At 37.5% G+C, this 25,631-nt stretch carries 22 protein-coding genes; 11 read left to right on the top strand and 11 right to left on the bottom strand.

From position 1 onward, the window contains the following. Positions 1 to 37: 37 nt before the first annotated feature. A complete protein-coding gene (gene recQ / locus H4K35_RS09540; RefSeq protein WP_182627357.1) occupies positions 38 to 2,233 on the bottom strand; it encodes a DNA helicase RecQ in 2,196 nt (731 codons plus the stop codon). A 90-nt stretch (positions 2,234 to 2,323) separates the two neighbouring features. Between recQ and H4K35_RS09535 the strand changes: the two genes are divergently transcribed. From H4K35_RS09535 to H4K35_RS09510, 6 genes are all read left to right on the top strand, one after another. Further along, positions 2,324 to 3,289: an SIS domain-containing protein gene (locus tag H4K35_RS09535; protein ID WP_182627355.1), complete on the top strand. Its 966-nt coding sequence runs from the start codon at positions 2,324 to 2,326 to the stop codon at positions 3,287 to 3,289. A gap of 3 nt (positions 3,290 to 3,292) precedes the next feature. After that, the gene (tatC, locus tag H4K35_RS09530; protein ID WP_182627353.1) at positions 3,293 to 4,132 is read left to right on the top strand and encodes a twin-arginine translocase subunit TatC; all 840 of its coding nucleotides are present in this window, start codon (positions 3,293 to 3,295) and stop codon (positions 4,130 to 4,132) included. A 2-nt stretch (positions 4,133 to 4,134) separates the two neighbouring features. Next, positions 4,135 to 4,878 carry an LPS export ABC transporter ATP-binding protein gene (gene lptB / locus H4K35_RS09525; RefSeq protein WP_182627351.1) on the top strand — a complete coding sequence of 248 codons (744 nt, stop codon included), beginning with the start codon at positions 4,135 to 4,137 and terminating at the stop codon, positions 4,876 to 4,878. A 111-nt stretch (positions 4,879 to 4,989) separates the two neighbouring features. Continuing rightward, positions 4,990 to 5,772 carry a polysaccharide biosynthesis/export family protein gene (locus tag H4K35_RS09520; RefSeq protein WP_182627349.1) on the top strand — a complete coding sequence of 261 codons (783 nt, stop codon included), beginning with the start codon at positions 4,990 to 4,992 and terminating at the stop codon, positions 5,770 to 5,772. A gap of 5 nt (positions 5,773 to 5,777) precedes the next feature. Continuing rightward, the gene (locus H4K35_RS09515; RefSeq protein WP_182627346.1) at positions 5,778 to 8,201 is read left to right on the top strand and encodes a polysaccharide biosynthesis tyrosine autokinase; all 2,424 of its coding nucleotides are present in this window, start codon (positions 5,778 to 5,780) and stop codon (positions 8,199 to 8,201) included. Between the two features lie 250 nt (positions 8,202 to 8,451). Beyond that, entirely contained in the window at positions 8,452 to 10,674 is a 2,223-nt protein-coding gene (locus H4K35_RS09510; RefSeq protein ID WP_182627344.1) for an NADP-dependent isocitrate dehydrogenase, read from the top strand. 126 nt (positions 10,675 to 10,800) lie between these two features. On the opposite strand, the gene purB is transcribed toward H4K35_RS09510, so the two are convergent. The 6 genes from purB to H4K35_RS09480 form a co-directional block, all read right to left on the bottom strand. Next, positions 10,801 to 12,150, bottom strand: coding sequence for an adenylosuccinate lyase (gene purB / locus H4K35_RS09505; protein ID WP_182627342.1), 1,350 nt, complete (start codon positions 12,148 to 12,150; stop codon positions 10,801 to 10,803). 122 nt (positions 12,151 to 12,272) lie between these two features. Further along, entirely contained in the window at positions 12,273 to 13,127 is an 855-nt protein-coding gene (locus H4K35_RS09500) for a DUF2911 domain-containing protein (RefSeq protein ID WP_182627339.1), read from the bottom strand. Between the two features lie 134 nt (positions 13,128 to 13,261). Next, positions 13,262 to 15,250 carry a cytochrome c biogenesis protein CcdA gene (locus H4K35_RS09495; RefSeq protein ID WP_182627336.1) on the bottom strand — a complete coding sequence of 663 codons (1,989 nt, stop codon included), beginning with the start codon at positions 15,248 to 15,250 and terminating at the stop codon, positions 13,262 to 13,264. Next, on the bottom strand, positions 15,247 to 16,602 hold the full coding sequence (tilS, locus tag H4K35_RS09490) for a tRNA lysidine(34) synthetase TilS (protein ID WP_255492418.1): 1,356 nt from the start codon (positions 16,600 to 16,602) through the stop codon (positions 15,247 to 15,249). The genes H4K35_RS09495 and tilS overlap by 4 nt, the downstream gene beginning before the upstream one ends. A gap of 126 nt (positions 16,603 to 16,728) precedes the next feature. Continuing rightward, entirely contained in the window at positions 16,729 to 17,772 is a 1,044-nt protein-coding gene (locus tag H4K35_RS09485; RefSeq protein WP_182627334.1) for an RluA family pseudouridine synthase, read from the bottom strand. A 13-nt stretch (positions 17,773 to 17,785) separates the two neighbouring features. After that, complete coding sequence (locus H4K35_RS09480) at positions 17,786 to 18,379, bottom strand: PASTA domain-containing protein (protein ID WP_182627332.1); 594 nt, start codon at positions 18,377 to 18,379, stop codon at positions 17,786 to 17,788. A gap of 124 nt (positions 18,380 to 18,503) precedes the next feature. On the opposite strand from H4K35_RS09480, the gene H4K35_RS09475 reads away from it, so the two are divergent. Further along, positions 18,504 to 19,478, top strand: a complete 975-nt coding sequence (locus H4K35_RS09475; RefSeq protein ID WP_182627329.1) for a D-alanine--D-alanine ligase — start codon at positions 18,504 to 18,506, stop codon at positions 19,476 to 19,478. 13 nt (positions 19,479 to 19,491) lie between these two features. After that, positions 19,492 to 19,944 (top strand): pantetheine-phosphate adenylyltransferase, encoded by a 453-nt coding sequence (gene coaD, locus H4K35_RS09470; RefSeq protein ID WP_182627327.1) that lies wholly within the window; start codon positions 19,492 to 19,494, stop codon positions 19,942 to 19,944. Positions 19,945 to 19,989: 45 nt separating this feature from the next. On the opposite strand, the gene H4K35_RS09465 is transcribed toward coaD, so the two are convergent. After that, a complete protein-coding gene (locus tag H4K35_RS09465) occupies positions 19,990 to 20,595 on the bottom strand; it encodes an NUDIX hydrolase (RefSeq protein WP_182627325.1) in 606 nt (201 codons plus the stop codon). 7 nt (positions 20,596 to 20,602) lie between these two features. On the opposite strand from H4K35_RS09465, the gene pyrE reads away from it, so the two are divergent. Further along, positions 20,603 to 21,244, top strand: a complete 642-nt coding sequence (gene pyrE, locus H4K35_RS09460) for an orotate phosphoribosyltransferase (RefSeq protein ID WP_182627323.1) — start codon at positions 20,603 to 20,605, stop codon at positions 21,242 to 21,244. Positions 21,245 to 21,260: 16 nt separating this feature from the next. Further along, complete coding sequence (locus H4K35_RS09455; protein WP_182627321.1) at positions 21,261 to 21,653, top strand: SRPBCC family protein; 393 nt, start codon at positions 21,261 to 21,263, stop codon at positions 21,651 to 21,653. Between the two features lie 37 nt (positions 21,654 to 21,690). Here the strand turns inward: H4K35_RS09455 and H4K35_RS09450 are convergent, their stop codons facing one another. After that, positions 21,691 to 22,434, bottom strand: a complete 744-nt coding sequence (locus H4K35_RS09450) for a hypothetical protein (protein ID WP_182627319.1) — start codon at positions 22,432 to 22,434, stop codon at positions 21,691 to 21,693. A gap of 502 nt (positions 22,435 to 22,936) precedes the next feature. Here H4K35_RS09450 and H4K35_RS09445 point away from each other — a divergent pair. Beyond that, positions 22,937 to 24,328, top strand: coding sequence for an RtcB family protein (locus tag H4K35_RS09445; RefSeq protein WP_182627317.1), 1,392 nt, complete (start codon positions 22,937 to 22,939; stop codon positions 24,326 to 24,328). Positions 24,329 to 24,415: 87 nt separating this feature from the next. Here the strand turns inward: H4K35_RS09445 and H4K35_RS09440 are convergent, their stop codons facing one another. Further along, positions 24,416 to 24,694, bottom strand: a complete 279-nt coding sequence (locus H4K35_RS09440; protein ID WP_182627315.1) for an ATP-dependent Clp protease adaptor ClpS — start codon at positions 24,692 to 24,694, stop codon at positions 24,416 to 24,418. A 24-nt stretch (positions 24,695 to 24,718) separates the two neighbouring features. Continuing rightward, a complete protein-coding gene (gene prmA / locus H4K35_RS09435; protein ID WP_182627314.1) occupies positions 24,719 to 25,552 on the bottom strand; it encodes a 50S ribosomal protein L11 methyltransferase in 834 nt (277 codons plus the stop codon). Positions 25,553 to 25,631: the final 79 nt, after the last annotated feature.

The raw sequence follows: 25,631 nt of genomic DNA, 5'->3' as shown, positions 1-25,631 counted from the left end.
TAACAAGTCTTTAGGACTTTTCTTAATAGATCAGCTGTTAATTTGCTTCTTTGGTGATAAACTGGATGCGCATTAATCGCAATTCATCTGTATCGTATTCTCCATCAAACTCTGTCATAGCAGTTTTGATGTTATCCGATTCAGAATCCATGAAATAATCGTAGATTTCCTCTTGTTGATCTTCGTCTAACACTTCATCTAACCAATAATCAATATTCAGTTTGGTACCCGAATATACGATTTGCTCCATTTCTTTTAATAAAGCATCCATATCCAATCCTTTGGCTTTGGCAATATCATCTAAAGACAATTTGCGATCAACACTCTGGATAATATACAGTTTTAGTGCAGAATTAGCACCTGTAGATTTCACAACTAAATCGTCGGGTCTGATAATATCGTTTTCCTCTACGTAATTTTGGATCAGATCGACAAAATCTTTTCCGAATTTCTTCGCCTTTCCATCACTTACTCCTATAATATTAGCCATTTCCTCTAGTGAAATAGGGTATTTCAAACACATTTCTTCTAGTGAAGGATCTTGAAAAACCACAAAAGGAGGGACTCCTGCTTTTTTGGCTACTTTTTTTCTCAAATCTTTCAGCAAGTGGATCAATACTTGGTCAATAACCAATTCTGTTTTTGGTGCATCGCTTTCTACCACAGCATCTCCTTCTGCATATTCGTGATCTTCTGTCATCATAAATGAGATAGGGTGCTCAATATAGCGCTCACCTGCTTGAGTTACTTTCAAGACACCATACGTTTCGATGTCTTTTTTCAGATATCCCGCTACATTAGCTTGCCTGATCAACGCCAACCAAAAGCGTTCATCCTTATGTTTACCACTTCCGAAAAAGGGCTGAGTATCTGTTTTATTTACTTTTATAACTGCATTCAACTTACCTAGGAGCACAAATACAATTTCTTTTGTTTTGTATACTTGTTTTGTTTCAGCAATAATTCTCAACACTTGTTGAAGCTCGTCTTTTGCTTCGCTTTTTTTCTTGGGATTGCGAACATTGTCATCCATGTCCGCTCCTTCTCCGTGCACTTCGTCAAATTCTTCTCCAAAATAATGAAGTAAAAACTTGCGTCTGGACATAGATGTTTCGGCATAAGCAACAACTTCTTGCAACAAGGCAATTCCTATTTCTTGTTCAGCAATTGGCTTTCCTGCCATAAACTTCTCAAGCTTTTCAATATCTTTATACGAATAATACGCCAAACAATACCCTTCTCCTCCATCTCTTCCCGCTCTTCCCGTTTCTTGGTAATAGCTTTCGAGTGATTTAGGAATGTCGTGGTGAATGACATAACGCACATCTGGCTTGTCAATTCCCATTCCAAAGGCTATAGTTGCCACAACCACATCGACATCCTCCATGAGAAACATATCTTGGTGTTTGGCTCTAGTTTTAGCATCTAAGCCCGCGTGATAAGGTACTGCGCTAATGCCATTTACTTGGAGAACATTTGCTATTTCCTCAACTTTTTTTCTACTCAAGCAATAGATAACCCCTGACTTTCCTTTGCGTTGTTTGATAAAGCGAATAATGTCACTTTCAATGTTTTTCGTTTTGGGTTTTACCTCGTAATACAGATTGGGTCTGTTAAACGACGCTTTAAAAACATTTGCATTGGGAATTTCTAAGTTTTTTAAGATGTCTTCTTGAACTTTTGGCGTTGCTGTAGCAGTTAAGCCAATAATGGGAATATCGCCCAATTGTCGGATAATATTCCTCAAATTTCTGTATTCGGGTCTAAAATCGTGTCCCCATTCAGAGATGCAGTGTGCTTCATCAATGGCGACAAAGGACAATTCAACCTCTTGCAAGAAGTTTACATATTCCTCTTTTGTCAATGATTCTGGGGCAACATATAACAATTTTGTCACGCCTCGTTTAATATCTTCTTTTACTTGATTGACTTCGGTTTTGGTCAAAGAAGAATTTAAAACATGGGCAATTCCTTGCTCTGTGGACAAGCTACGAATAGCGTCCACTTGATTCTTCATTAAAGCAATCAAAGGAGATACAACAATGGCAGTCCCGTCTAAAACCAACGCAGGCAATTGATAGCAAAGTGATTTACCACCACCTGTAGGCATGATCACAAATGTGTTGTGTCCAGAGATAATACTTTTCACTACGTCTTCTTGGAGACCCTTAAACTGAGAAAAGCCAAAAAACCTCTTTAACTCTTTGTGCAAGTCAATTTCAATTGATTTCATTATTTTTGTATGGTATTTTACATAAATTTGCAGTACCTAAAGATACTAATTTTCTTTGGTGCAATCCTAATATTTAACATTCTCGTCATTTTGAATACATCTACAACTATACTAGACCGAGCAAAAAAAACCTTACTATCTGAAAGTGAGAGCATTAAAAAGCTAATTGATTACTTAACAGAAGACTTCACAGTGGCTGTACAAACCCTATTGGCTTGTAAAGGTCGCGTTGTTGTTACGGGGATTGGCAAAAGTGCGTTAATCGGAAGCAAAATTGTTGCAACATTCAACTCTACTGGCACGCCTTCGCTTTTTATGCATGCGTCCGAAGCCGTTCATGGAGATTTAGGGTTACTTCAACCCGATGATTGCGTCATTTGTATCTCCAACAGTGGAAATAGTCCAGAGATCAAGGTTCTGACCCCGCTACTAAAGCGTTTTGGCAATACACTTATTGCTATTACTGCGAATGAAAATTCGTTTTTGGGCAAAAATGCCGATTGTGTTTTGCTGTCTAAAGTAGAGCGCGAATCAGATCCAAACAACTTAGCGCCAATGGATAGTACAACTGCTCAATTAGTGTTAGGAGATGCATTAGCGGCTTGTTTAATCGAATGTAGAAATTTCACAGCCAATGATTTTGCGATGTATCACCCTGGAGGTGCTTTAGGTAAAAAGTTACTTTTAGTCGTTCAAGATATTTTAAATAGTGAAAACAAACCGATGGTTACTCCAGATTCATCTGTTAAGGATGTAATTGTAGAAATATCGCAAAAACGCTTAGGTGTAACCGCTGTAATTGACAATAATAACTTAATTGGCATAATTACCGACGGGGATTTGCGTAGAATGTTACAAAATAACACTAGCTTTGAAAACATCCAAGCGAAAGATATTATGAGTATAAACCCCAAAACGATTGAATCCGATCAATTGGTATCAAAAGCGTTGTCCCTATTAGAAGACAATTCAATAACCCAATTAATCGTCACAAAAGAGGGGGCATATCAAGGAATCATTCACTTACATGACATTTTAAAAGAAGGAATAGTATAACAAATGGCAAAACAAAAAAACTCAGAAAAGGCGATGTCCTTTTTAGACCATTTAGAAGAATTAAGATGGCTATTAATCCGCGCTTCTGTCTTCATTTTAGGAGGGGGTATTATCGCGTTCTTTTTTAGAGATTTCATCTTCAACACCATCATTTTCGGTCCTAAAAACAGTGATTTCGTAACCTATCAATTCTTTTGTAAAATCGCGCAATACTTTAATTTTGACGATAGTTTTTGTCAGCAAGAACTTCCATTCGAAATACAAAACAGAACGATGGATGGTCAGTTCTCTGTGATGATGTGGACGTGTATAACTGCTGGTTTCATCATTTCAGTACCCTTTATTTTATGGGAAATATGGAAATTTATCAGTCCAGCGCTTTATCAAAAAGAAAAAAAATACGCCAAACTATTTATTGTCGTTTCGTCTTTCTTATTCTTTTTAGGGGTACTATTTGGTTACTATGTAATTACGCCCCTATCGATCAACTTCTTAGTGAACCTACAAGTAAGTGATGTAGTAAAGAACGACATTGACATCAACTCCTACATTGGATTAGTCAAGACGACTTCTATCGCATGTGGTCTAATCTTCGAATTACCGATCATCATGTATTTCTTATCGGTATTAGGTTTGGTGACTCCGGAGTTTTTGAGAGAATACAGAAAGTACGCCATCGTGTTGATTCTAATTTTAGCAGCAATCATCACGCCACCAGACGTTATTAGCCAAATTATCGTATCTATCCCCCTATTAATTCTGTATGAAATTAGTATTTATATCTCTAAATTTGTTCAGAAGAAACCCAAAGCAGAAGTTTTAGTACAAAACAAAAAGGACTAATCATGAAATTAAGAGCAGACAATATAGTCAAGATATACAAGAAGAGAAAAGTCGTTAAAGGTGTTTCTGTCGAAGTAAATCAAGGAGAGATTGTGGGGTTATTAGGCCCAAATGGAGCGGGAAAAACAACTTCCTTTTACATGATTGTTGGATTGGTAAAGCCCAATTTCGGACATATTTATTTAGACAATATGGACATCACCAATTTTCCGATGTACAAACGCGGACAACACGGTATTGGTTACCTCGCACAAGAGCCTTCGGTATTTAGAAAGTTGAGTATTGAAGACAATATTTTGAGCGTACTGCAATTGACTAAGCTTCCAAAAGAAGAGCAAGTAGCAAAAATGGAGTCCTTGATTGCTGAGTTCAACTTAGAACACATCCGCACCAATCGCGGGGATTTACTATCAGGAGGTGAGCGTCGAAGAACGGAGATTGCCCGTGCCTTGGCAACAGATCCAAAATTCATTTTACTAGACGAACCCTTTGCAGGGGTTGACCCCGTTGCCGTAGAAGACATTCAACGCATCGTAGCCAAATTGAAAAATAAAAACATTGGCATACTAATTACCGACCACAATGTACAAGAAACACTAGCTATTACTGACAAAACTTACTTAATGTTTGAAGGAGGTATTTTGAAAGCAGGCGTCCCAGAAGAACTTGCAGAGGATGAAATGGTTAGAAAGGTATACTTAGGTCAAAACTTTGAATTACGTAAAAAGAAACTAGACTTCGACTAAGATATCAGTAAAAAATTAACAATTAACACACTTTTAATTTTAATTGTAAAATATTGTTACTTTTACTTTTATTCAACTTAACAAAGTTCTATTTTTGAAAAAAAATTAACAATGAAATTAAGAAACTTATTTGTCGTTCTACTTATCACTACGACAGTTTTTCTCACTTCTTGCGCCTCAAGAGAGTCGATGGTATACTATCAAAATATTGAGGAAGTATTAGCCAAGAATAATACGGTAGAACAATTTGAAACGTATCTACAGCCAGATGATTTATTAATGATTATTGTATCTGCACAAGATAGAGAAGCGGCAGAGCCATTTAACTTAGTAAATACCATGCTTACCAATTTGAATAATCCTGCAGGTACTGGATCTGCTCAACAGCAGCTTTACCTAGTAGACAACAAAGGTAACATCGAATTCCCAGTTTTAGGCACTGTAAAAATCAGTGGTTTAACGAAGAAACAAGCGATCGATTATTTGACCACGGAGATTAGTAAATACATTATTCGCCCTATCGTTAATATGCGTATAATGAACTACAAAATCACGGTACAAGGAGAGGTGAATCGTCCGGGTATTCACACCGTTGTAAGTGAGCGATTGACGTTAGCGGATGCCATAGCTCTATCTGGAGATTTAACGGTTTATGGCAAAAGAGATAATATTCTTGTCATCCGTGAAGTCGATGGGAAACGCATTCCTTATCGCGTAGACATGACTAAAGCAGACTTCATAACATCCCCTTATTATTATTTGAATCAAAATGATATTGTCTATGTTGAACCAAACAAAACAAAAGTTAACTCTTCTGTTATTGGTCCAAACTTAACTGTGGGTATTTCAGCTTTATCTCTATTAATAACCATCATCTCGATTGCAACTAGATAAAAAAAATGGAAGGAAAATTTGACAATAGCGAAAACGTTAGTGTAAATATTCGCGAAGAATTAGAAAAATATCTCATCCACTGGAGATGGTTTGTTGTAAGTATTATTCTTACACTTGTACTAGGGTTCATCTACCTTCGTTATACGGAAAAAACCTATAAGGTTAATACAACTATTGTAGTAAAAGACGAAAAAAGAGGGGGAGGTATTTCTACCGAACTTTCAGCATTTGCAGATTTAGGTATGTTATCAGGTGGCAAGAGTAATCTTGAAACCGAAACACAAGTTTTGTCTTCTCGTACCTTAGCAGAAAAAACGGTACGTCGTTTGCAATTAAATATTTCTTATATCAATGAAGGTCGAGTAATAAAAAGCGAACTATACAATAACAGTCCGATAGACTTCAACTTTATTGAACGCGTTTTTGATTTTGACAATATTACCTATACTTTTCACGTAAAAGATATTACAGAAACGTCATTCACTCTTTTTGACATAGAGAAGGAAAAACTAGGAACCTTCGAATACAACACACCTATTGAAACAGTTTTAGGTAAATTAATCGTTACTCGAAATGCTCCAAAACCTACAGCTACTTTACACAAATTAAAAGTAGAGAAAGAAGAAGAACTTGAAGAAGTTAACAGTATTATCGTTGAAATAAATCCCATTGAAAAAGTAACGGAGCACTTTGTAAAAAATGTGCAAATTGCACCTACAGATAAGTTTTCGAGTATACTTGATTTGACTTTACTAAGTCCAACTCCTGCTAAAGCTATTGATTATTTAGATAATCTAATTACGATCTACAATGATGCAGCTATTGCAGACAAGCGCTATATTTCAGAAAAGACATCTGAATTTATTGACAGTCGTTTGAAACTTATTACGGATGAATTAAGCGATGTCGAAAAAACAGTAGAGGGGTATAAATCGAGAAATAGCATCACTGACATCCCAACGGAGTTAGGTTTATTCCTAGAGAATGCCAATGCCTACGACAAGCAAATTATTGAAAACGAAACAGAATTAAAAGTTGTTTCCTCATTAATTGATTTCTTAAAAAACAGTAAACAAAATGAGCTTTTGCCCAATCTAATTTCTTCTGATGCTAATGTAAACGCACAGATTAATCAGTACAATATGCTGGTATTAGATCGCAATCGCATTAGTTCAAGTTCGACAGAATTGAACCCTATGGTAGTCAAATACGACGACCAAATCGCAGCGATGAAAACTTCGGTTGCTGGAAGCTTAACGCGTTTAGAGAGTTCCTTAAAAATCACTCAAAAGGAGCTTGCAAGCAAAGAGCGTCAACTGCGTTCTAAGTTATCCCAAGTTCCTAGACAAGAGCGTGAGTTTAGAATTATCGACAGACAACAAAAAGTAAAAGAAGCGATCTACCTATACTTGTTCCAAAAAAGAGAAGAAACGGCCATTGCATTAGCTGCGACTGATTTGAATGCCAAAGTAATTGATACAGCGAAGAGTTCGGAAAAACCGGTTTCGCCTAAAAGTATGATTGTCTTATTGGCTTCACTAGTACTAGGAGGGTTAATCCCTTTTGTAGTGATATACTTGCGTTTACTATTAGACACCAAAGTGAAGAATCGCTTAGATATTGAAAATAACACGCCTGTACCTTTCTTAGGTGATATTCCGCATTCAGATGACCACGAAAATATCATTGATTTATCGAGTCGTTCAAGTTCAGCAGAGGCCTTGCGTATTATACGTACCAACTTAGAGTTTATGCTAGGAAATGTTGAAGAAGGAAAAGCAAAAACAATTTTCTTAACTTCTACTTTCCCAAAAGAAGGAAAAACATTTACCTCAGTAAATCTAGCGGCTACGATAGCGCTTTCAGGCAAGCGAACGCTTTTAATTGGAATGGATTTGCGCAATCCTCGCTTGGATGATTACTTATCTTTACCATCAAAAGGAGTCTCTGATTATTTATTGAGAAAAAATGTTGACATTGATCAATTTATTGTTAAGATTGATGGATACGAAAATCTATACGCATTACCAGCAGGAACAATTCCGCCAAACCCGGCCGAATTACTAATGGGAGATGCGATAAGCGCTATGTTTACAAAATTAAAAGCAGAATACGATTACATTGTTGTAGATACTGCACCTGTGAGCTTAGTAACAGATACCTTATTAATCAGCAAATTCTCAGATACGTTTATTTACGTAACAAGAGCAAATTACTTAGATAAGCGCATGCTAAAACTTCCAACGGATTTACACCGCGAAGGCAAATTGAAAAATATGTCAATTATCTTAAATGACACCATTACCATGAAAGGATATGGAGGTTATGGCTACGGTTATGGCTACGGTTATGGCTACGGTTACGGTTATGGACACGATGTTCAACAAGACAATCGTCCGTGGTGGAAAAAACTATTAAATATGAAATAACGCGATAAAACCCAAAGGGCTGATACAGAAATGTGTCAGCCCTTTTTTACAAATATTACTTTTTTAATCGAGCAAAAATAACAATAAAGCAATTTTACTTATACATATTATAAACTTAACAATTCTACTGTTATATCACTGAATAAGCACGTTTTTCTCAATGCTTATGATTATATTTGCTAGTATAATTACAATGTTTTAGACTCAACACATACAACAATTATATTGTTATCATTTAAATCTAACAAAAATGACAAAGAATTCTAAAATCCTTTACACGTTTACAGACGAAGCTCCCATGTTAGCTACGTATTCTTTTTTACCGATGGTTCAGGCTTTTGCAAAGACAGCAGGTATTGATGTAGAAACAAGAGATATTTCTTTAGCTGGACGTATTTTAGCTAATTTCCCAGAATTTTTAAAAGACGAACAAAAAATTGGTGACGCATTAGCTGAACTAGGAGAATTGGCAAAAAGCCCAGAAGCGAACATTATTAAATTACCGAATATCTCTGCTTCAATTCCACAATTAAACGCAGCAATTAAAGAGCTTCAAGCCCATGGTTTTGCCGTACCTAACTATCCTGCTGAGCCTAAAAACGACGAAGAAAAAGAAATTAAAGCTAAATACGCTAAAATTTTAGGATCTGCTGTAAATCCAGTATTGCGTGAAGGTAACTCTGACCGTAGAGCTCCAAAAGCAGTGAAGAATTACGCAAAGAAGCATCCACACAGTATGGGGGCTTGGGCGAAAGATTCTAAAACTAGAGTTGCTTCAATGTCGGAAGGAGATTTTTATGGTTCTGAAAAATCAGTAACACTAGCAAAAGATGCTAAATTCAAAATTGAATTCATCGGTGCAGATGGGACAACTAAATTATTGAAAGACTACGCTTCTCTTTTACAAGGTGAAGTAATTGATTCTACAGTATTAAACTTAACTAAACTAAAAGCATTTGTATCTGAATGTAAAGAAGAGGCGAAAGCGAAAAACATTCTTTTCTCAACTCACTTAAAAGCGACGATGATGAAGGTATCTGACCCTATCATTTTCGGTGCTGTAGTTGAAGGATATTTTGCTGATGTATACGCTAAATATGCTGCTGTATTTGCATCTTTAGGTATTAGTCCAAACAACGGTTTAGGAGATTTATACGCTAAAATAGCAGGTCATGCACAAGAAGCTGAAATCAAAGCAGCAATTGACACAGCTATTGAGCAAGGACCAGCAATTGCAATGGTTAATTCTGACAAAGGCATCACAAACTTACACGTTCCATCAGACGTTATCGTGGATGCTTCTATGCCAGCGATGATCCGTACTTCAGGACAAATGTGGAACAAAGCAGGTCAACAACAAGATACGTTGGCTATTATTCCAGATCGTTGTTATGCGGGCGTTTACGAAGCTGTTATCGAAGACTGCAAGGTAAATGGCGCTTATAACCCAACAACCATGGGATCAGTACCAAACGTTGGTTTAATGGCTCAAAAAGCAGAAGAATACGGTTCACACGACAAAACATTCCAAGCAGAGGCTACTGGAGTAATCCGCGTTTCTGATGAAAATAATACTGTGTTCTTTGAACAAGCAGTAGAAGCAGGAGACATTTTCAGAATGTGTCAAACCAAAGACGCTCCAATTCAAGACTGGGTTAAACTAGCAGTTAACCGTGCGCGTTTATCAGAAACACCAGCCATCTTTTGGTTAGATGAAAATAGAGCACACGACAGAGAATTAATCAAAAAAGTAAACGAATACTTAAAACAATACGATACTACAGGTTTAGACATCCGTATTTTAAGTCCAATCGAAGCGACAAAAGTTACTGTTGAGCGCATCCGTCAAGGATTAGACACTATTTCGGTAACTGGAAACGTATTGCGTGATTACTTAACGGATTTATTCCCTATCTTAGAAGTTGGTACCTCTGCGAAAATGCTTTCAATCGTTCCTTTGATGAACGGTGGAGGATTATTCGAAACGGGTGCAGGTGGATCTGCTCCAAAACACATCGAACAATTTATTGAAGAAGGATATTTACGTTGGGATTCGTTAGGAGAATTCTTAGCTTTAGGTGCATCATTTGAACACTTGAGTCAAACACAAGACAACGCTAGTGCATTAGTATTAGCTGAGACTTTGGATGAAGCAACAGCTAAATTCTTAGACAACGACAAATCACCTGCACGACGCGTAGGTTCTATTGACAACCGCGGATCTCACTTCTACTTAGCCATGTATTGGGCTGAAGCATTAGCTGCACAGACGAAAGATGCAGGTTTGCAAGCTAAATTTGCACCAGTTGCAAAAGCTATGATTGAGAATGAAGCTAAGATTAATGAAGAGTTAATTGGTGCGCAAGGAAAAGCACAGCAAATTGGAGGGTACTATCAAACGAACCCAGAGGCAACTGCAAAAGCAATGCGTCCAAGTGCTACATTAAATTCAATTATTGATGCTATTGCGTAATTCAAACGCATGTACATAATAAAGGCTTTAAAAGCCTCAAAAATAAAACCCCGTCTAAAAAAGGCGGGGTTTTTATTTTACAAAAGCCGCAAATAAATAATAGCCGCTTTTTAGATGTGATTCTATTTATAAATTCACCCCCAAATAATTACTTGGTGTGATTTGTTTTAATTCGGATTTAATGGCATCACTTACTGCTAAAGTATCGATAAAATTATGAATAGAATCTCGGTTAATCACAGTGTTCGTACGCGTTAAATCTTTTAAGGCTTCGTATGGATTTGGATACCCTTCTCTTCTCAGAATCGTTTGAATCGCTTCTGCTACAACTGCCCAGTTTTTATCTAAATCTTCTGCAAATTTGTCTGCATTTAAAAGCAATTTGTTCAATCCTTTCAACGTAGATTCAAAAGCAATTATTGTGTGTCCCATCGGTACGCCTATATTTCGCAAAACAGTACTATCCGTTAAATCGCGTTGTAATCTTGATAGGGGTAGTTTTGCAGCTAAATGTTCAAAAATAGCGTTTGCCATTCCCAAGTTTCCTTCTGAATTTTCAAAGTCGATAGGATTTACTTTGTGAGGCATAGCCGAAGATCCAATTTCACCTGCTTTGATTTTTTGTTTGAAGTAATCCATGGATACATAGGTCCAAATGTCACGATCTAAATCAATCAAAATAGTATTAATTCGCTTCAATGCATCAAAAAATGCAGCAAAGTGATCGTAGTGTTCGATCTGAGTGGTTGGGAAAGAGTATTTTAACCCTAGACTCAATTCTACGAAATCTTCGCCAAATTGTTTCCAATCGTTTTTAGGATACGCCACATGATGTGCGTTAAAATTTCCAGTTGCACCCCCAAATTTAGCTGCAAAAGGAACGTTGTTTAGCAGGCGCAATTGTTCTTCCAAACGCTGTACAAAAACGTTGATTTCCTTTCCTAAACGCGTGGGAGAAGCCGGTTGTCCGTGGGTTCTAGCCAACATAGGAACATCATTCCACTCTTGACTTAATTCTTTTAACTTGTTGACTACTGACAGAAACAAGGGCATATACACCTCATGGAATGCCTCTTTTGTCAACAAGGGAATAGAAGTATTATTGATATCTTGAGAAGTCAGTCCAAAGTGAATAAATTCTTTGTACTGTTCTAGTCCCAAACGATCAAAAGCATCCTTAATAAAATATTCAACGGCTTTGACATCGTGATTGGTTATCTTTTCTTTATCCTTAATCCAAAGCGCATCTTCTGAAGTAAAATCTTTATATAGCTTGCGCAATTCTGGAAATAAGGTAGGAGAAATACCACTCAATTGAGGAAGGTTATATTCACATAGTGCAATAAAGTATTCCACCTCAACCAAAACTCTGTATTTGATTAGCGCTTCTTCTGAGAAATATTGTGCTAATGATTGGGTTTTACCTCTGTATCGACCATCAATTGGCGATATAGCATTAAGTTCTGTAAGTATCATTTAGATTGTGTTGTTAAGAAACAAAGATAATATTTTTTTGCGTTTTTTTGCGCGGTTCGTGAGGTTTTCGCGGTTCGCGCGGTTTGTGTAATTCGCGCGGTTCGTCAACCGTCAACTGTAAACTAAATCGCCTTAGACCACTCTTTAATTGCGTCTTTATTCATTTTTACATAGTCGGGATTATTTGCTTTTTCAGCTAAATCTAGGGCTATTTTTGCCGTAGCTACTGCCCCTACTTTGTCTCCTGCTTTTGCTTGGATTTGCGATTTTAGTCGAACAAAGTAATAAGGTACGCGTTCACCTGATTTTTCAATAGCACTGTTGATCCAAGATAATGCCTTAGACAAGTCTTTGCCAGTTAAGTAAAAGTACTCAGCTGCTGCGTAGTAATCCACTACTTTAGGACCATCGAATGTTTCAGTAATGCTTTCCATTGCTAGCTTGTCCGTTGGCACTTTAAAACGCACGGGCACCAAGGTTTTCTCCCACATGATTTCCAAATCGGCATAATCAATATTCACGTTATTAATAGCCATGGTAAAAGTTTCGAACTTGCGATCGAGGTTTTGTACTTTTACCTTAGTTGACAAAGCGATATTCGCCTCATTCCACTTCTCAGGTAGCCCCCAGTTGTTCGTGTCTTTATAGAAAATTACTTCCCACTCCTCTACTTTTGGAATTGTATAAATCGCATAGGAACCTTTTTTCAATACTTTACCGTCTATCTCAACGTCATTGTTAAAGGTAACCACTGTATTCATATTGGCTCCTGTACGCCATAAACGTCCGTATGGTACCAAATCACCAAACACTAAACGCCCGCGCATATTGGGTCTTGAATAGTCTATCTTGACATCTGTTAACCCAACGACTTGGTGTATTTCCGACTTTGTACTTGTTGGAGGGGTATATACTTGCGCTTCTGCACTTGAGAGTGCAAACACAGCTAAACTTGTAATAATAAACTTTCGTATCATTTTTTGATGTATTAAATAGTCAACTTGACTTTGAATTGAAGCATACAATTTATTAATTAATCACATGATTATCTCTTAAAATATACAAAAAAAAGCGATTGAATTTTCAATCGCTTTTTTCTTATGTAATTGGATTAATTTGCATTTTGAATACCGCCTTCCAACCAAGCTTTATACTCATCTACATCGGGTGTATACCCTACAGGCTCAGATAAACGCTGTCCGTCTGCATCCAAGACGATATAGTATGGTTGCGCATTGGCATGGTAGTGTTTCATTTGAAAATCACTCCATTTATTTCCAATAGTCTTGATTTTTTTTCCAGTTGTTTCTGAAATATACTGTTCATTTTCAGGCAATTCTTTTTTGTCGTCAACGTAAAGAGAGATCAATACCACCTCTTTTTTCAAAAGGCTTAAAATTGCTGGATCAGACCAAACGTAATCTTCCATTTTGCGGCAATTAACACAAGCGAATCCTGTAAAGTCAAGTAAAACTGGTTTGTTTACCGCTTTTGCATATGCCATTCCTTGTTCGTAATCCGTAAAGGCTACGATATCATGTGCGCCATATTTTGCTCCTTCAGGCAATGCTTCAGCTGTAGAGCCGCCACCGCCGTTTCCTTTACCTCCTACTCCATAAGGACTTTCAGCATAGGTCATCGGAGGAGGGAAACCTGAAATAATTTTCAAAGGTGCACCCCATAAACCAGGCACTAGGTAAATGGTAAAGGTTGTTACAAACAAAGCCATGAACAAACGTCCTACGGAAATACTGTCCATTGGACTATCGTGTGGCAATCTGATTTTTCCAAATAAGTATAAGGCCCAAGCTCCGAAAATGGTAATCCAAATCGCTAAGAACACTTCTCTTTCTAACCAATGAGCTTGCAATACAAGGTCTGCATTTGACAAGAATTTAAAGGCTAAAGCCAATTCTAGGAATCCCAACGAAACTTTTACAGTATTCAACCATCCGCCAGAACGCGGCATTGAATTTAACCATCCAGGGAACATGGCGAATAGCATAAATGGAAGTGCTAAGGCTAAAGAGAAGCCTAACATTCCAACAATAGGCGCAATTCCTCCTTTTGAGGCTGCTTCTACTAGTAGCGTTCCTACAATAGGTCCTGTACAAGAGAAAGAAACAATTGCCAGCGCTAACGCCATGAACAAGATTCCGATTAACCCTCCGCGATCTGCTTGTGAATCTACTTTATTCGCCCATGAATTCGGTAGCATAATTTCGAATGCCCCTAAAAAAGACGTTGCAAAAACAACAAGTAGCAAAAAGAATATAATATTAAAATAGACGTTTGTCGAGAGCGCATTAAGTGAATCCGCACCAAAAATAGCTGTTACAATGGTACCCAATACTACGTAAATCAAGATGATTGACAATCCGTATATAATGGCGTTCTTAATTCCTTTAGCGCGTGTTTTACTTTGTTTGGTAAAAAAGCTCACAGTCATCGGAATCATTGGAAACACACAAGGCGTTAACAAAGCGGCGAATCCAGAGAAAAAAGCCAAGATAAAGATGGTAAACAACCCTCTTTTTTCTTCTGTTTTGGGTGCTTTTGCTGCTGTATCATTCGGTTGATTTGCGTCGCTTTTTGCAGCAACTGCCTCCGTTTTATACGCTTCAAAATTATCTACTTCAGTAACTTGTAAAGTCTTTAAATCGTAGACAAACAAATTACTTTGGCTAATACAAACGTCTAAGCAAACTTGATACCCCAATTCTACTTGAATATTTGGTGTATCTGCATTGGTCAATTTAATATCTTGTACCAGCTGTACTGGTCCTACAAAATAGGTTTCATCCACTTCAAAGATGTCGTTATAAACCGTTTTGGTTTCGCTTTCTTTCGCTTCACCAACTAGTTCATAATTTCCCTCGATGTTGTTGTATAAAAATTCAGTTGGTAACGGCCCTCCATCAGCTGTGTATTGGGAGTACATATGCCAACCATCTTCGATAATACCATTCCATGTGATGGTATACTCGGTGTCGGATTTCTTCTCAATTTTCGTGGTCCATTTGGCAGGATTTTCCATCATCTGCGCTTGAACACTAAAAATAGACACAAAGAAAAATAGCAAATAAGCTAATTTTTTCATACGGTTAATTTAATTTTTAAAACATTAATAGTTGTATTTCTTACTTTATATCGTTCATCCATTCGACTTCCAATAATCCATACAATAGTTTCACCTGAGCATAAGACCCATAGATTTTCTCTTTCTATTTGGGTCATTTTCTCATCTTTTACATATTTCGAGATCCGCTTCGTTCCCTTCATGCCAAAAGGCACAAAATAATCTCCTTTTTTAGGCTTGCGAATTAACAGGGGAAACTGCAATTTATCTCGATCGAGATAAGCGCATAACGGATCTGTGGTTAATTCAATTTTACTTCTTTCATAATTTCTGGTTGTTAGTTGTATCGGTTGTTTAATTGTTTGGTTCTCTTGAATGTAATACACGTCTTCTGCTTGCTCAATCATTTTATTTTTCAATCGCAACAAGAGGTAGCCTCTGTCTTTGATTAAGCAATAGTGTTCTGCTAGTATTTTCTTTCCTGTTTCTGCCTTGAGCAAATCAGCGATATCTCCCCAAGCTTTAAAACCGTAGGGTTCTAACCATTTGTAAAGATAAGCCTTAGGCAAGGACAATTCGTTTAATTCATTTAGCGGGAACAACAAGTCATCGCCTTGCTTGATCACCACTTTTTCAAACATCAGTTGACTGGCATCGACACTCATCTGATGGGTTTCTTTTAAATAGGCAATCGTTTGTTGAAACGATTGATCTAATTGGTGATTAATTTCCTTAAAAACAGGCAAGATATTTTTTCTTATCTTATTTCGCAAATATTTTGTTTGTGCATTTGTATAATCCTCCCGCCAAACCAATTGATTAGCTTGTGCATATTGCTCAATTTCCTCCCGAGTAAACACGAGTAATGGCCGCCGAATATAGTCAATTCGCTCGGGTATCCCTAACAGTCCTTCGATACCAGTTCCCCTTGAAAAATTAATAAAAAAAGTTTCCATAGAATCATCCAAGTGATGTGCGGTCAATAAAAGCTTATACTTTTCGCCTTTAATAAGTGTTTCAAACCACTGATAACGCTGTTCTCTTGCGGCTACTTGAATAGACACTTTCTGTTCCGTTGCATAGTGTTTGGTATCAAATTCTTGCACAAAAGTAGGCACGTTTAGCTGTGTACCTAGGGACTCAACAAATTGCTGATCCAAATTGCTATCTCCATCGCGCAAGTGGAAGTTGCAATGCGCTAGAGCGATATTCAAGCCTATACGGTGACATAAATGCGTTAATACGACGCTATCAACCCCACCGCTGACAGCAATTACAAGTGGATGCTGGGTTAATTCAGCAAAATTTGATTCAATGTGTTTTTTAAACTTTTTTTCCATGGTCACCTCAACATAACTAAACCCAAGGGGCATAAAAAAGAACTTTTACCCACCATTATTTAGTAGCCTTCAAAAATACCTATTTTTTTACGATAAACACGTAGTAAACATTCATTTCTATGCATAAAAAAACCACAAATCGAAATTTGTGGTTGCGTATTATTCGAGTTCAAGAGCAGAATTTTGCGAATAGGTTCTCCATTTGTCAATGCAAGCAACCATGTCTTGAGGCACTTCTGAGTCAAAGCGAACATATTCTTTGGTAACGGGATGTTCGAAGCCCAATGTTTTAGCGTGTAATGCTTGTCTTGGCAAGAGCTGAAAACAATTTTCAATGAACTGCTTATACTTGGTAAAAGTCGTTCCTTTTAAGATGAGATTTCCTCCGTAGCGTTCATCGTTAAATAGGGTATGTCCGATGTGTTTCATGTGCACGCGAATTTGGTGGGTACGTCCTGTTTCTAAACGACAAGAAACTAGGGTTACATAGCCAAAACGCTCTAAAACTTTGTAGTGGGTAACCGCCCATTTTCCTTTTTCTTCGTCGTCAAAAGCGGCCATTTGCATGCGGTCTTTGACATGTCTTCCAATATAGCTTTCAATTGTTCCTTCTTCTTGCTCTACATTTCCCCAAACCAAAGCTACATATTCTCTTTCTGTAGTTTTTTCTGCAAATTGACGTTGTAGTTCAGTCATGGCCCATTCGGTTTTTGCCACCACGAGTAATCCACTGGTATCTTTGTCGATGCGGTGGACCAATCCAGGGCGTTCGCTGCTGTTTAAGGGCAAATTGTCGAAGTGATACGCCAATGCGTTCACCAACGTACCGGTATAGTTTCCATGTCCTGGATGTACCACAAGGCCAGGTTCTTTATTTACCACTAACAAGGCATCATCTTCATAAATAATATTCAGCGGAATATTTTCGGGGATGATAATATTTTCAAAAGGCGGTTGTTTCATCAATACGCGCACAACATCCAGCGCTTTTACTTTGTGGTTGGATTTTACGGCTATATCATTGACAAAGATATTTCCATTTGATGCGGCTTGTTGAATCTTATTGCGCGTTGCATTTTCAACTAAGTTCATCAAAAATTTATCTACGCGTAAAGGCGCTTGTCCTTTACCCGCTTCAAATCGAAAATGTTCATACAATTCTTCTTCAAAATCGTCAAACACCTCATTTACATTCTCTTGCATAAATTACGTTGTCTTAATCAATAGTAGGAGCTACATCTAGTTGTTCGGCTGAAAGCCCCGCTTTCCCATCCCCTAACACGAAATCAATCTTAGAGTTTTTCACAACTAAATCTCCTTTTTTTAGTTTTTTCCCATTTTGTTGGATCCCCAAAACAACATCTTTACCAATAAAAGTAGTATAGGATATTGTTCCTTCTTTTAATCCCATCGAAATAATCGTGGACCTAGCTTGTCTGTATGTCAATTGCTCCAGTTCAGGCAAAATAACTTTACCGTAGCCAGAAGCATTAATCTTCACATAAATTTTCCTATTCTCTTTCACACTAGATCCTGGCATTGGATCTTGTTCCAATACGGTTAAAGGGGGAAAGTTTTTATCGTAATCCAACGTATCCAACACCACCATGCGCAACTCATTTTTTTCAATTACTTGCTCTGCTTGAAAAGTATCTAACTTCAATAAACTAGGTACTTCAATTCGCTGATCGTGATTTGTCGTTATTTTCAACCATTTCAAAAGGCCTACTACGCCCACAATGGAAATTACGATGGCCGCTGCCAGGGAAATTAAAAAGCTTTTGCTTTTCAAAAATTGAAATAATTTCATAGGATATATTTTTGACAAAGATATAAAATCGAAAAGATTTTTTGTTTCTGTGTTTTGTTATAAATTTGTTTTAAACAATATTATCCAATTCTTTTAAAAATCTAACTTCAAACATTCTTGGCATATGAAGCACGTAGCAATAATTATGGGGGGCTATTCGAGTGAATTCGAAATTTCACTAAAAAGTGGTCAAGTCGTATTTGACACTTTGGATCGCACACAATACACGCCATACAAAATCCATATTTTTCGCGATAAATGGGTCTATGTAGATGAAAACCAAGAGGAGTTCCCTATAGATAAAAATGATTTTTCTGTGGTACACAAGGGGAATAAGATAAGGTTTGACGTTGTATTTAACGCCATACACGGCACACCTGGGGAAGACGGTTTATTACAAGCGTATTTTGAACTAATCAAAATGCCTCACACTTCTTGTAGTTCGTACCAAGCGGCATTAACCATGAACAAAAGAGACATGCTCTCAGTATTGAAGCCTTATGGAATTAAAACGGCTATTTCCTACTACCTAAACGAGGGAGATGAGATCAACACGGAAGAGATCATTCAACGCGTTGGGCTTCCCTGCTTTGTTAAGCCTAACCGTTCTGGGTCGAGTTTTGGAATTTCGAAAGCTCATACAACAGAAGAGCTAATCCGCGCGATTGAGGTGGCTTACAAAGAGGATAATGAGATCTTGATTGAGAGTTTCTTAAAAGGTACAGAAGTATCTGTAGGCGTGATCAATTACCAAGGGGAAGTAATTGTATTACCTATTACGGAAATTGTAAGTGAGAATGACTTTTTTGATTATGAAGCGAAATATTTAGGTAAATCGCAAGAAATTACCCCTGCGCGCATTGACGAGGCACTCAAAGAAAAGATTGAAGCTATCGCTATAAAAATCTATCGCATTTTAAAAATGGACGGATTTTCTAGAAGTGAGTTTATCATCGTTGGCGACACACCATTTTTATTAGAGATGAATACAGTACCTGGATTAACAAGAGAAAGTATTTTACCGCAACAAGCTGCAGAAGCGAATATTGCACTGTCCGATTTGTTTGGCAACGCAATTAACTTAGCTTTGCAAAACTAAAGACTCCCAAAGTATGAGAAGAGCTGTATTACCAGGGTCCTTTGATCCTATTACCAATGGGCATTACGACATTATTAAACGAGCGTTGCCTCTTTTTGATGAGATTATCATTGCGATTGGTGTAAATGCTGACAAAAAATATATGTTCAGTTTAGAGGAACGCAAAGCGTTTATTGAAAAAACCTTTGCGGGTGAACCCAAAATAAAAGTGGAAACCTACCAAGGATTGACAACAGATTTTTGTCATCAGAAACAAGCGCAATTTATTTTAAGAGGCTTGCGCAATCCGGCTGACTTCGAATTTGAGAAAGCCATTGCCCACACAAATCGCTTCTTAACCAAGATTGAAACCGTATTTTTACTTACGGCTGCTAGCACCTCATTTATCAGCTCGAGTATCGTGCGCGATGTCATCCGAAACAATGGAGAGTACACCAAATTAGTTCCGCCACCAGTGAGAATCTAACCATATAAAAAAGTCGCCCGCATGTAGATGCGGGCGACTTTTTATTTATTCACTAAGCAAACCTGCTTCTTCTACTAAGAGTTTAATGTTTTCATACGAATTGGACATGGCTTCTTTGATTTGATCTTTGTCGAACCAAACCACCTCTTCAATCCCCTCTTCTACTTGGCCTTTTAATTCACCTTGGTAAGATGTGGTCATCTCAAACCAACTGGTAATTTTCAATCGATATTTGCCATTGCGCTTAAAAACGTGATACGTCTTAGGCAATTTTCTGATGATCTCTAGCTGTCCGACTCCTGTTTCTTCCTCAACTTCACGCATTGCGGTTTCTCCGATTTCCTCTTGCTTTTCTATACCCCCTTTGGGCAAATCCCATTTGCCGTTGCGCTTGATAAATAGCACTTTTCCCTCTTCATTGTACACCACTCCTCCTCCTGCTTTTTGAACGGGAATTTTTTCTTTTAACCTTTTCATCATTGCTTTTTCATCAGGATGATATAAAAATGCCTTATCAATTTTATTTTGAAAATATTTAATGATAATTTTGTCAATATCAACACTGTCTAACAAGAACAACTGAAAATCGGTTTCTTTCTCAATTTTATCAGTTAGAAACAACGGTTTATCGTTTACAAAAACTTTATACATTTGTATTATGATTTTTACTAAAGAAACAGCTCAACAAACTGCCGAATTACTTCTGCAAATTAACGCAATTAAATTAAATCCAAAAAATCCTTTTACGTGGGCTTCTGGATGGAAATCACCTATATATTGCGACAATCGAATTACACTGTCTTATCCTGAGATAAGAAAATTCTTAAAAGAGGAATTTGCTAAGCACATTGTGGAGAAATATGGCAGACCAGATGTCATTGCTGGTGTAGCAACTGGAGCAATTGGAATTGGGTTATTAGTAGCTGAAGCTTTACAATTACCTTTCGTATACGTTCGTCCTGAGCCTAAGAAACACGGGAGACAGAATCAAATTGAGGGGCAACTCGATGCAGGAAAAAAAGTAGTAGTTATTGAAGATTTAATCAGCACAGGGAAAAGTAGCTTACAAGCCGTTGAAGCATTGAAAGAAAATGGGGCTGAGATCTTGGGGATGGCGGCCATCTTTACCTATGAATTTCAAGTATCAAAAGACAACTTTGCCCAAGCCGGTGTAGAATTAACGACCTTGAGTAACTATACATCCTTATTGGAAAATGCCGTAAAACAGCAGTATATTTCTGCTTCTGATCTAGAAACACTACAAGAATGGAGAGTTAATCCATCTGAATGGAATCAATAACTAAAGAAATAAGAATATGCAATTAGAAAGTCCAAAAGTAACAGTAGCGCAATCCGCTGAATATATATTTAACGCATTATCTGACGTAAAAAACTTCGAAAAGTTAATGCCTGAGTCGATTGCTAAATTTGAAGTAACAGGGGATGATTCTTTCATTTTTGCGCTGAAAGGAATGCCCGAAATCAAATTAAAAAAGAAAGAGGCAACTCCAAACTCTACTATTGTTTTAGGTGCTGCTAGTGATAAATTGCCGTTTACCTTAACGGGAACTATTGCGGAAATAGACGCTAACAACACAGAAATTCAACTTCACTTCGAAGGAAATTTCAACCCAATGATGGCGATGATGGTCAAAGGTCCCATTGGAAAATTCATCGAAGCTTTAGCAGAAAACATGAATAAACTATAAAAAAAAAGAGCTTGATAAAAAATCAAGCTCTTTTTTTTTATTTCAATTCTACGGTGTATTCTAATACACGTGGATTATCAATAATCTCTGACATTTTAAATGTTTTGACAAAAGACTTTCCATCTTGTGATATTAAAGCATCTGTATAGGATACCGATTTAATAGGTTGCTCGAAATTCACTTTCAATTGATAGGTAAACATCGCAGCCATCTGTCCCATTTCACCTAAGGATTTTTGCAAATCTCCTGATTTCATCTCGACTTTGCGTTGGAATGATTTCTTCTTCAATTCAAACATAGAAGCTTTAACAAAGGCAGGTGCATCCATTTTTTTTCCATTGTTCTCCCCTAAAGCACTCAATTCGTCTAAGTTTCTCAAAGATTTATTCAAGTCATCTACATTTTTTCCCAACACTTTTAATGCAATATTCCCCACAGAGTCATTCATCATGACACGCATGCGAATGTTTTGCGTTTTTTTCAACAAATCGGGATTTGCTTTTAAAATACTATCTTTCTTTTGCTCTGGGTTTTTACTTTCCAACAAGCTGATATCCAATAGCTGTTCAACCGACAACTCTTCTCCATTAATTAAATCCAATGCTTTTTTCACATCTCCTGATGTAGCGTTAGTAGAAGGCATTGTTTTTAGTAATTCAGAAAAATCCATATCCAAAGAAAACGTGATGTTTCCTTCTTTTTTTACGGTTACTTCTTCTGTTGTTACACAAGATTGCAACATAAAGCCTATAGCGATGGCTAATCCGATTAACTTTCTCATTTTGAAATATTTTTTTACAAAAATAGACAAAACTTGTCAACAGCCATACCTTCTTTTATATTTCCCTTGTATCCTACTGAGTTCACATTAGTTTTGGTGTTTGATAAAGCTCAACTGCACTTCTCAACTCTTACCGTTTTACTGAAAAAAATTAAAAACATTGTTTTACTTGTTTTACTCAAAAACTTTTTGCAAAATTTGCAATCAAATATGTTTCACCATTAAAAACGAAGAAAAAATGTTTGTACTAAATTCTACTTCAACATTGTTCACACCGGCACAGCGTGCATGGGTGTATCTTCGCGGTACTTCTTTGTAGTAAAATCAATTACTTTATATATGAAAAGCCCGAAGATGTAGATTCGGGCTTTTTTTGTTTATTCCGGACCCTTTACAAAACCCCGAATTGACGTGTTGGTCGAACGCCAACCACTTTCACACGACTCAAGCGCTAAAAAAGCGATTTCTTGAGTGGTTATTATTGTCAATTAAACAACATATCATGGGAAGGAAACTTTCGGGGAAAGACCTCATTCAATTGGGATTTCCCCAAAATAATACAATCAATATTGCACTGGGTACAATTAGTCGATATAAGAAAAAAGAAAACAAAGATGCCGTACTACGAGAGGCAAAACAAGTGTTACAAGCCCCGGAACGCTATTTAGGTGATGGCATATGGGGTAAAGTAGCTGAGAGTATGGTCAAGCAGGTCGAAGTGAGACGACACGAATTGACGCATACTCGCGCCCCTTTCTCCATTTTTGGGGAAGATGGGATTGACGAACAGACTAAATATCAATTATTCACTGCCCTAAAGCTACCTGTTGCAGAAGCAGGTGCCTTAATGCCTGATGCGCATTACGGTTATGGATTGCCTATTGGAGGTGTTTTAGCCACCAACAACGCGGTTATTCCTTATGGAGTAGGTGTTGATATTGGATGCCGCATGAGTCTATCTGTATTCAATTTACCTGCGAGTTTCCTCAAAGGTAAAGATCATCAACTAGTAAATATTCTCTCAGATCACACCAAGTTTGGCATGTATGAAACACACGCCAACAAAGTGGATCACGAAGTATTCTACCGCAGCGAGTTTCGGGATATTCCCTTTGTTAAAGGGCTTTTAGACAAAGCTTATAAACAATTGGGTACCTCAGGAGGAGGCAATCACTTTGTAGAGATTGGAATTGTGCACTTAACGGAAACAAAACCCGAATGGAAATTAGCTCCGGGTGCCTATGTTGCGGTTTTATCGCACAGTGGTTCGAGAGGTTTAGGCGCTAATATCGCCAAGCACTATACGTATTTGGCAACCAAACAATGTCCATTGCCGAGTCATGCTCAGCATTTGGCTTGGTTGGATCTGCATACACATGACGGTCAAGAGTACTGGTTGGCGATGAACTTAGCAGGGGATTACGCCAAAGCTTGCCACGATGATATTCACAGACGAATTGCAAAAGCCTTGGGAAAACAGATTGTCTTTACCATTGAAAACCACCACAATTTTGCGTGGAAGGAGCTTATTCAAGGCAAAGAGCTGATCGTACATCGAAAAGGAGCTACCCCTGCTGCTGCAGGGCAATTGGGGATTATCCCAGGATCAATGACAACCCCGGGCTTTATTGTAGAAGGCTTGGGCAATGAAGCGAGTTTACACTCGGCTTCTCATGGTGCAGGTCGCTTGCACTCGCGAAATGTCTGCAAGAGCAAATTTACTAAAAGCGACATTAAAACAGCTTTGAAAACGGCGGGTGTGCAGCTCCTCGGTGGCAGTGTAGATGAAGCGCCTATGGCGTATAAAGATATTCACGCCGTCATGCACGCACAATCGGATTTAGTAAAAACGCTCGGTATGTTTACGCCTAAATTCGTGCGTATGGATAAATAAGAGGAAAATGAGCCTATAAAACTACCTCAGCAAGAGGTGTTGCAGACACCCTAATTAATAAAAAAGGGAGCTAAAAGCTCCCTTTTTTTATTGTATTTCCGCACTTAATCCTGCGTCTAACAATTGCAGGCATTGTGGTTTTAATTTTTTAAATTCTCCCGTCTTCACGGTACACTTTCCTGTATAATGCACCAAAATAGCACATTGTTCCGCCTGTTCGGCTGTGTGGTCACATACTTTAATTAAGGTATCAATCACGTGATCAAAAGTATTCACATCATCATTGTATAAGATAATCTCACTTTGACCATTTAGTAACTCCGATACATCAATTTTTTCTTTTACTATTTCCTTTGTATCTCCCATATTATCAAAATTTTAATACGATGATTAACGTTTTTTAAACTTCAAAGATACCCAATTATTTCTTTCTAATTGATTTTCAAAGGTTAAACCTTTTTCTTCCGCTGCTTTTTTAATGCTTGGAATATCTTCTGTATAGAATCCACTAAAGTAAATTTCCCCTTGTTCTTTCATGGTTCGTATATAAGCATCCATGTCATTCAACAAAATATTGCGATTGATATTTGCCAATACTACGTCGTACTTTGGTTCTTTAACCAAGATAGAAGCATCTCCTTCGAATACTTGGATGGTAGTACACGCATTACGCGCTGCATTTTCTATTGAGTTCAAATAGCACCAGTTATCAATATCCACTGCATCAACTTGAGAAGCACCGCGCATTGACGCTAAAATAGCTAAGATGGCCGTTCCACATCCCATGTCCAAAACAACCTTGTCTTTCATCTCATTAGTTAAAATTTGACGCACCATCATATAAGTTGTTTCGTGGTGTCCTGTTCCAAAGCTCATTTTGGGTTCGATAACGATATCGTATTTCGCTTGGGTTTTTTCGTGAAATGGCGCTCGGATGTAGCATATACCATCTACATCAATTGGATTGAAGTTTTTTTCCCACTCCTCATTCCAATTCACTTGTTCAATCGCTTCTTTGCGGTAGGTAATTGTAAATTGATCGGATTGCAAAATGTAAATATCCTCTAAAATATCCTCCGTCCACAATTCTTCTTGTACATAAGCACTTACACCGATTGCTGTTTCTTCAAAACTTTCAAAAGCCTTTTCACCTAACTCGGCGATAAGAATTTCTACACCAGGCACTAAAGGCTCTACTGTAAAATGATATCCAATATATGACATACTGTAATGTTTACTATCTTTAATTAACCATTTAATAACATTGTCCTTACATTACAATAACAACGATATAAATGCAGTA

Origin of the sequence: Myroides sp. NP-2 (assembly GCF_014145665.1) — a bacterium.
Taxonomy (GTDB): domain Bacteria; phylum Bacteroidota; class Bacteroidia; order Flavobacteriales; family Flavobacteriaceae; genus Flavobacterium.
Note: the sequence above shows the minus strand (reverse complement) of the source record. Positions and strands in the feature narration are given on the sequence as shown.

What these genes read in the sequence shown, in the direction of transcription:
- H4K35_RS09515 (WP_182627346.1), top strand. Translation starts at nt 5,778, where the DNA reads ATGGAAGGAAAATTTGACAATAGCGAAAACGTTAGTGTAAATATTCGC.
- H4K35_RS09480 (WP_182627332.1), bottom strand. Translation starts at nt 18,379, where the DNA reads ATGAAATTATTTCAATTTTTGAAAAGCAAAAGCTTTTTAATTTCCCTG.
- H4K35_RS09450 (WP_182627319.1), bottom strand. Translation starts at nt 22,434, where the DNA reads ATGAGAAAGTTAATCGGATTAGCCATCGCTATAGGCTTTATGTTGCAA.
- H4K35_RS09455 (WP_182627321.1), top strand. Translation starts at nt 21,261, where the DNA reads ATGCAATTAGAAAGTCCAAAAGTAACAGTAGCGCAATCCGCTGAATAT.
- H4K35_RS09475 (WP_182627329.1), top strand. Translation starts at nt 18,504, where the DNA reads ATGAAGCACGTAGCAATAATTATGGGGGGCTATTCGAGTGAATTCGAA.
- H4K35_RS09445 (WP_182627317.1), top strand. Translation starts at nt 22,937, where the DNA reads ATGGGAAGGAAACTTTCGGGGAAAGACCTCATTCAATTGGGATTTCCC.
- prmA (WP_182627314.1), bottom strand. Translation starts at nt 25,552, where the DNA reads ATGTCATATATTGGATATCATTTTACAGTAGAGCCTTTAGTGCCTGGT.
- recQ (WP_182627357.1), bottom strand. Translation starts at nt 2,233, where the DNA reads ATGAAATCAATTGAAATTGACTTGCACAAAGAGTTAAAGAGGTTTTTT.
- H4K35_RS09495 (WP_182627336.1), bottom strand. Translation starts at nt 15,250, where the DNA reads ATGAAAAAATTAGCTTATTTGCTATTTTTCTTTGTGTCTATTTTTAGT.
- purB (WP_182627342.1), bottom strand. Translation starts at nt 12,150, where the DNA reads ATGATACTTACAGAACTTAATGCTATATCGCCAATTGATGGTCGATAC.
- H4K35_RS09510 (WP_182627344.1), top strand. Translation starts at nt 8,452, where the DNA reads ATGACAAAGAATTCTAAAATCCTTTACACGTTTACAGACGAAGCTCCC.
- pyrE (WP_182627323.1), top strand. Translation starts at nt 20,603, where the DNA reads ATGATTTTTACTAAAGAAACAGCTCAACAAACTGCCGAATTACTTCTG.
- coaD (WP_182627327.1), top strand. Translation starts at nt 19,492, where the DNA reads ATGAGAAGAGCTGTATTACCAGGGTCCTTTGATCCTATTACCAATGGG.
- tatC (WP_182627353.1), top strand. Translation starts at nt 3,293, where the DNA reads ATGGCAAAACAAAAAAACTCAGAAAAGGCGATGTCCTTTTTAGACCAT.
- H4K35_RS09500 (WP_182627339.1), bottom strand. Translation starts at nt 13,127, where the DNA reads ATGATACGAAAGTTTATTATTACAAGTTTAGCTGTGTTTGCACTCTCA.
- H4K35_RS09520 (WP_182627349.1), top strand. Translation starts at nt 4,990, where the DNA reads ATGAAATTAAGAAACTTATTTGTCGTTCTACTTATCACTACGACAGTT.
- tilS (WP_255492418.1), bottom strand. Translation starts at nt 16,602, where the DNA reads ATGCCCCTTGGGTTTAGTTATGTTGAGGTGACCATGGAAAAAAAGTTT.
- H4K35_RS09465 (WP_182627325.1), bottom strand. Translation starts at nt 20,595, where the DNA reads ATGTATAAAGTTTTTGTAAACGATAAACCGTTGTTTCTAACTGATAAA.
- H4K35_RS09440 (WP_182627315.1), bottom strand. Translation starts at nt 24,694, where the DNA reads ATGGGAGATACAAAGGAAATAGTAAAAGAAAAAATTGATGTATCGGAG.
- H4K35_RS09485 (WP_182627334.1), bottom strand. Translation starts at nt 17,772, where the DNA reads ATGCAAGAGAATGTAAATGAGGTGTTTGACGATTTTGAAGAAGAATTG.
- lptB (WP_182627351.1), top strand. Translation starts at nt 4,135, where the DNA reads ATGAAATTAAGAGCAGACAATATAGTCAAGATATACAAGAAGAGAAAA.